This window comes from Streptomyces sp. NPDC056527 (assembly GCF_042794475.1).
In the GTDB taxonomy this organism is placed as follows: Bacteria; Actinomycetota; Actinomycetes; order Streptomycetales; family Streptomycetaceae; genus Streptomyces.
Genome location: NZ_JBHTTQ010000196.1, coordinates 1 through 5,710, shown reverse-complemented (window position 1 = coordinate 5,710; position 5,710 = coordinate 1). Strand labels below are relative to the sequence as shown.

The following is a 5,710-nucleotide window of genomic DNA, read 5'->3' as shown; positions in this document are numbered from 1 at the left end:
GGGCGGGTCCCGCCCCGCCCCGCGTCGACCGGGGAACGTCGACGTCAGCCGATCGGCAGATCGAGGAAGGACGGGTCGCCATTCGTCTGAACCGCTGATCGTCCGCTCCGCGGACGGCGGGCCCAGCCAAACGCATTGCGGACAGAGCCACCAGAGAGCGCATGAACAGCGCGCGAGGCATCGAACCCGGGCATGAGCGACACCGAATGCCCGGAAGTCCACGTTTGGGACGGGTGCGGCCCCGGGGCGGCCGCCCGCTCCCGGCGCCCTCCCCCGTGCGGTCGGCCGAAGGCGAGACCATCCTGGAGGGGTGGGCCCCGCCCTGGAGCCGCCCCTCGGCCCGGGTGGAGTTCTCGTGCGCCCCCGATGCGGACGCGAGCGCCGGGCCGCCTTCCGAGCAGGATGCCCATCGGATGCGGTACCTGAGGCGCGAGTCGCGTACGGGGCGGGTGCCGCCGGTTCGAGGGAGGCGGGACGGATGAACGGGTCCGGGTCGGGTACGGGCGGCAAGGCACGCTTCGACGACATCTACGACCAGCCCGACCCACGGGCGTACTTCCGGCGCCTCGCGCCGCTGGAGTACGAGATACCGCAGCAGGCCCAGGGCGCCTTCCGGCGCGCGGCGGCCGAGCGAGGCGGCGGGACGGTGCTCGACCTGTGCTGTTCGTACGGGATCAACGCCGCGCTCATGAACCACGACGTCACCATGACCGAGCTGTACGCGCGCTACACCGATCCGGCGGTCGGCGGTCTGACCTCCGCCGAACTCGCCGTACAGGACAAGGAGTTCTACGCCGCCAGGCGCCGCTCGGACGCCGCGCCGGTCATCGGGCTGGACGTGGCGGGGCACGCGCTGCGGTACGCGCGCGAGGTCGGGCTCCTCGACGACGCCTTCGCGGAGAACCTGGAGAAGGGCATGCCACCGAGCCCCCGACTGCGGGCGGCGATGGCCGACGTCGGTCTGATCACGCTGACCGGTGGCGGCAGCTATCTCACCCGGCGTACCTTCGCCGCGCTCCTCGAATGGTCCGGCCGGCCGCTGCGGGTGAGCGCTTTCGTCCTGCGGACGGTCTCGTACCGGCCGATCGCCGAGTGTCTGGCGTCCTACGGCCTGCGGACCGTCGCCGATCCGTCACGGACGTATCCGCAGCGTCTGTTCACCGACGCCGGTGAGCAGCACTTCGCCGTCGAGGCGGTCCGCGCGCTGGGGGCGGATCCGGCGGGATTGGAGTCGGAGGGCCGGTTCCACACGGTGCTGTACGAGTCGGTGCCGGACGCGGCCTAGCCGGCCGGGGAATGGCCGACCACTAGGGGCGCCGTACGACGAGGACCGCGGCCACGTCGTCGTCGAGGTCGCCCGCGCCGTAGTCGGACAGGTCCTCGTGGAGGAGTGCGGGCAGGCGTTCGCCCGGCTCCGCCACCCACCGGGACATCCGCTCCTGGAGGGGGTAGAAGGTGCCGGCGCGGTCGCGGGTCTCGCTGACTCCGTCGGTGAACAGCAGCAGCCGGTCCCCCGGCCCGAAGGGGACCTCCTCCACCCGGTGGTGGGCGGGGAGCAGGACGGCCAGATTGACCGGCAGGGACGGGTCGGTGAGCTCGACGGGCCCGACGTGCGTGCCGTGCTGGAGCAGCGGGGCGGGGTGGCCGCAACTGAGGAGGCGGGCGACGTTCCCCTCGTCGGGGATCTCGACGAGAACGACGGTGGCGAAGCGTTCGGCCGCGTCGGAGTCGGGATCCCAGGCGCCGTAGCGGCTGAGGCCCTCCTCCAGGCGGTCGGCGAGGGCGGACAGGTCCGGGGCGTCGTAGACGGCCGCGCGGAAGGAGCCGAGCAGCACGGAGGCGGTCTCGACCGCGCCGAGGCCCTTGCCCTGGACGTCGCCGAGCATCAGCCGTACGGCGCCGGACACGTGGACGGCCTCGTAGAAGTCACCGCCGATCCGGGCCTTGGCGGCGGCGGCGACGTACAGCAGGTGGAGGTCGACGGTGCCGAGCCGGGACGGGAGCGGGCGGAGCACCACTCGTTGCACGACGTCGGCGATGGCGGTGACCTCGCGCAGGTTCCGCTCGTAGCGCAGCCTGGCCCGGCTCACCCAGACGGCGACCGCGGTCACGGCCGCCAGAGCGAGTTCGCTGGCGAGGATCGCGGGATAGAACGGCTCACCGCTGTCCGCCGCGAGCAACCCGCTGACCACCATGGCGAGCAGCCCGATCAGGGCGGTGCCCCGGACGCTCCAGGTGACGGCGGCGAGGGCGGGCGCGGCGGCCAGGAGCCGGTCGTAGCGTTCCGCGTCGGCGGTGAGGCTGTCGGCCAGCACCGTCAGGATCATGACCAGGATCGGGAGCGCCCGACCGATGTTGATCTGCGTACGCGGCCGGGAGAGGGAGCGGTCGCGGTGATCGCCTGAGGGCATTTCGTGATCGTACGCAGTGAGTGCGGCGGGAACCGGACGTCGACACCGGGCGTGTCCGCGACGGCACGGGCGCCAGGCGGTCAGAGACGGCACCGGCACCGGCACCGGGCGTGTCCGCGACGGCACCGGCACCGGCACCGGGCATGTCCGCGACGGCACCGGCGCCAGGCGTGCCCCCACGTCGTCCGGCGCCCCAGGCAGGTGTGGCCGGTCAGGGCCGGGGCACGGGTCGGCGCGCCTCCGGTTCCTTCGCGGGCGCGGCACGGCCGGGCAGCCCGAGCGCGGCCGCCGCGCCGAGCGCCGCGACGGCGGCCAGGACCAGGAACGTGGTCTCCATCGCGGGTACGAAGCCGACGTTCGCGTCGAGTGTCAGCAGCAGGGTCGCGGTGGCGACGCCCAGCGCCGGACCGACGTTCATGGCGGTCTGCTGGAGTCCGCCGGCGACTCCGGCCTCGACGACGGGCGCTCGGTGGACGACGACGGCGGTGGCCGTGGCCATGACCGTGCCGAACCCTGCACCCATCAGGGCGAAGCAGGCACCGGTCGGCAGCGCCGTCGCCGACGCGTCGAGCCTGGAGAGCAGGAGCACGCCGAGGGCGAGCAGCGCTCCCCCTCCGACCGTCGTGCGGCGTGAGCCGAACCGGCGTTGCAGCAGAGCCGCGACGGGGGCGCCGACCACCATCATGACGGCGAGGGACAGCACCCACAGGCCGGTCGACATCGGGTCGAGTCCGCGGACGTTCTGGAGGAAGTACGTCGCCACGAAGAGCGAGCCGAAGAGCGCGGCCGACACGGCCAGGAGCGTGACGAGACCCGCGACGACGGGCCGGGACCGCAGGAGGGCCGGCGGCACGAGCGGGCGGGCGGTGCGCCGTTCGTGCCGGGCGAAGGCGGCTCCAGCCGCGACGGCGACGCCGAGGGTGAGCGCGGTCATCGTGGTCCAGCCGGACTCCGGCGCTGCCACCAGCACCTGGACGAGACAGCCCAGGGTGACGGCGAGCAGGACGGCGCCGGGCAGGTCGAGCGCGGCGAGGAAGCCGTCGCGAGGGCGCGGCGCGGGGTGGGCGGACGCGGGGGCGCCGGCCGCGCGACCGTCCGGGCCGGGGGCCGCGACCGAGCCGAGGGCCGCCGTGGGGGCAGGGACCGCGAGGGCCAGGAGGCCGATCACGACCGCCGGGATCGCGGTGAGGACGAAGACGGACCGCCAGCCGTAGCCGCTGACCAGCGCACCGCCGATGACCGGTCCCGCCGCGGCGGCGAGACCGATCGCGCTGGTGCGCAGGGCGACCGGCATGGCCAGCCGTTCGGGCGGGAAGGCGGCGCGGAGCATCCCCAGCGTGGCCGGTTGCAGTAGCGCCCCGCACACACCCTGGAGCACACGGAGGCCGATCACCCAGCCGATCCCGGGGGCGAGCGCGATGCCGGCCGACGCGGCGGCGAATCCGAGCGTGCCGAGGGCGAAGAGCCGCCGATGGCCGTAGCGGTCGCCGAGCCTGCCCGCGAAGACGAGCAGGCTCGCGACGGCGACGAGGTATCCGGTGCTGGTCCACTGGACCTGGGCGAAGCTCGCGCCGAGGTCTCGCTGGAGGGCCGGCTGCGCGAGGGTGAGCACGGTGCCGTCGAGGGCGACGACGGCAGCGCCGACGACACTGCAGGCGAGGGTCAGCTGCCGTTGCCGTATCACCGCGCACCTCCCTCGGGGCCGAGGTGGGCGTCGAGCGCGGCTCGGAGCAACGGCTCCACATCGTCCGTACGGGCGGCCAGCTGGAGGCTTCCCCAGCCCCAGAGCTGGGCGATTCCGTGCAGGTTCGCCCAGAGCGCGGCCGCAACCGCGGCGGGTTCGGGGCCCTGGCCGGACCCCGGGCGGGCGCGGGCGACGAGCCGGGCGAGGAGGTCGAAGAGCGGCAGGCTGGTCTCGCGCAGCCCGAGCCGCCCGCTTTCGAGCAGGTCGTGGCGGAACATCAGCTCGTACATGCCGCGGCGGCCGAGGGCGAAGTCGAGGTAGACGCGGGCGACGGCATTGATTTCGGCGCGAGGGCCGTCGGGGGCTTCGGGTCCTGCCGCGAGCGCGGCGGTGACACGGTCCCCCAGCTCGACGAAGCCCTCGTGGGCGATGGCCGACAGCAGGTCGAGGTGGGTCGGGAAGTAGCGGCGGGGCGCCCCGTGGGAGACCCCGGCGCGCCGGGCGATCTCCCGGAGGGACAGCGCCTGCGCCCCCTCCGCGTGCACCAGCTCGACGCCGGCATCGATCAGTCGGCCGCGCAGTCCGGCCTCGGTCTCCTCAGTCATGGACACTGTCTACCAGTCAGCGTAGACACTGTCTACCAAGATCGACGGAACCCTCCGCTACACTTGTCCGCAGCGAAGGGGAGTAGCCCTGCGAACCGGTCGTCGACACACTGGAACCCTCGGGTTCCCGGTGACCGGGTCCATGCGGAAGCGCGGACGGGCGAGACCTTCGGCCAGGCATTCGCCATGTCCGCATCCTGTGGGCGTGGTCCGTCATGCCGGGCCGAGTGGTTCTTCCCGTCGCCCACCGTGGTGCCGTGCGGATCCCGGGCCCGGACCGAGCAGAGAGCCCCCGGTATGCACCTCGACCCCTTGGCGATCCTCACCGCCTTCGGGCTGATCTTCCTTGCCGAGCTTCCCGACAAGACGATGTTCGCGTCCCTCGCCATGGGCACGCGGATGCGTCCGCTGTACGTCTGGTTCGGCACCTCGACCGCGTTCATCGTGCACGTCGCCATCGCCGTGGGCGCCGGCAGCCTCATCGGCCTGCTGCCCGACTGGATCGTCAAGCTCGTCTCGGCCCTGCTGTTCGCCTTCGGCGCGTTCATGCTGCTGCGCGGCGGGGGCGACGACGGGGAGGACGACGCGGGCGGCAGGACGGTGACCGGCTTCTGGCCCGTCTACTCGACCGCGTTCATGGCCGTCTTCATCAGTGAGTGGGGCGACCTGACGCAGATCACCACGGCCAACCTCGCCGCCACCAACGGCACATGGTCGACGGCGATCGGCGCGGCCGCGGCCCTGATGAGCGTCTCCGCCCTGGCCCTGGTGGCGGGTCGGTTCATCGCCAAGCGCGTCCCGCTGAAGACGGTCCAGCGCATCGGCGGCCTGTGCATGGCGGGCCTGGCGATCTGGTCCCTCACCGAGATCTTCGTCGGCTGACCCGCTGAACGTGCCCGGCCGGTGCGTCCACCGGCCGGGCCCGCCTGACTCGAAGGTCCTGAAGTCCCCGTCGGGGTCTCGTCGGGCCTCCGCGGCGAACTCCACGAAGCCCATGTTTGCTGTGTCTT

The 5,710-nt window shown here is 73.2% G+C and carries 5 protein-coding genes; 2 read left to right on the top strand and 3 right to left on the bottom strand.

Annotated elements, in window-relative coordinates:
* Positions 1-478 precede the first annotated feature (478 nt).
* Positions 479-1,285: a hypothetical protein gene (locus ACFQ7Q_RS37395; protein ID WP_383563511.1), complete on the top strand. Its 807-nt coding sequence runs from the start codon at positions 479-481 to the stop codon at positions 1,283-1,285.
* A 22-nt stretch (positions 1,286-1,307) separates the two neighbouring features.
* Here ACFQ7Q_RS37395 and ACFQ7Q_RS37390 read toward each other — a convergent pair whose 3' ends face one another.
* The 3 genes from ACFQ7Q_RS37390 to ACFQ7Q_RS37380 all read right to left on the bottom strand — a co-directional run bounded on the left by ACFQ7Q_RS37390 (position 1,308) and on the right by ACFQ7Q_RS37380 (position 4,700).
* Positions 1,308-2,411: a PP2C family protein-serine/threonine phosphatase gene (locus ACFQ7Q_RS37390; RefSeq protein WP_383563508.1), complete on the bottom strand. Its 1,104-nt coding sequence runs from the start codon at positions 2,409-2,411 to the stop codon at positions 1,308-1,310.
* Between the two features lie 211 nt (positions 2,412-2,622).
* Complete coding sequence (locus tag ACFQ7Q_RS37385; protein WP_383563505.1) at positions 2,623-4,095, bottom strand: MFS transporter; 1,473 nt, start codon at positions 4,093-4,095, stop codon at positions 2,623-2,625.
* The gene (locus ACFQ7Q_RS37380) at positions 4,092-4,700 is read right to left on the bottom strand and encodes a TetR/AcrR family transcriptional regulator (protein WP_383563502.1); all 609 of its coding nucleotides are present in this window, start codon (positions 4,698-4,700) and stop codon (positions 4,092-4,094) included. Before ACFQ7Q_RS37380 ends, ACFQ7Q_RS37385 begins: the two co-directional genes overlap by 4 nt.
* Positions 4,701-4,997: 297 nt before the next feature.
* Here ACFQ7Q_RS37380 and ACFQ7Q_RS37375 point away from each other — a divergent pair, with 297 nt between their 5' ends.
* On the top strand, positions 4,998-5,582 hold the full coding sequence (locus ACFQ7Q_RS37375; RefSeq protein WP_383563499.1) for a TMEM165/GDT1 family protein: 585 nt from the start codon (positions 4,998-5,000) through the stop codon (positions 5,580-5,582).
* The last annotated feature ends 128 nt before the right edge of the window (positions 5,583-5,710 follow it).

What these genes read in the sequence shown, in the direction of transcription:
- ACFQ7Q_RS37395 (WP_383563511.1), top strand. Translation starts at nt 479, where the DNA reads ATGAACGGGTCCGGGTCGGGTACGGGCGGCAAGGCACGCTTCGACGAC.
- ACFQ7Q_RS37390 (WP_383563508.1), bottom strand. Translation starts at nt 2,411, where the DNA reads ATGCCCTCAGGCGATCACCGCGACCGCTCCCTCTCCCGGCCGCGTACG.
- ACFQ7Q_RS37375 (WP_383563499.1), top strand. Translation starts at nt 4,998, where the DNA reads ATGCACCTCGACCCCTTGGCGATCCTCACCGCCTTCGGGCTGATCTTC.
- ACFQ7Q_RS37380 (WP_383563502.1), bottom strand. Translation starts at nt 4,700, where the DNA reads ATGACTGAGGAGACCGAGGCCGGACTGCGCGGCCGACTGATCGATGCC.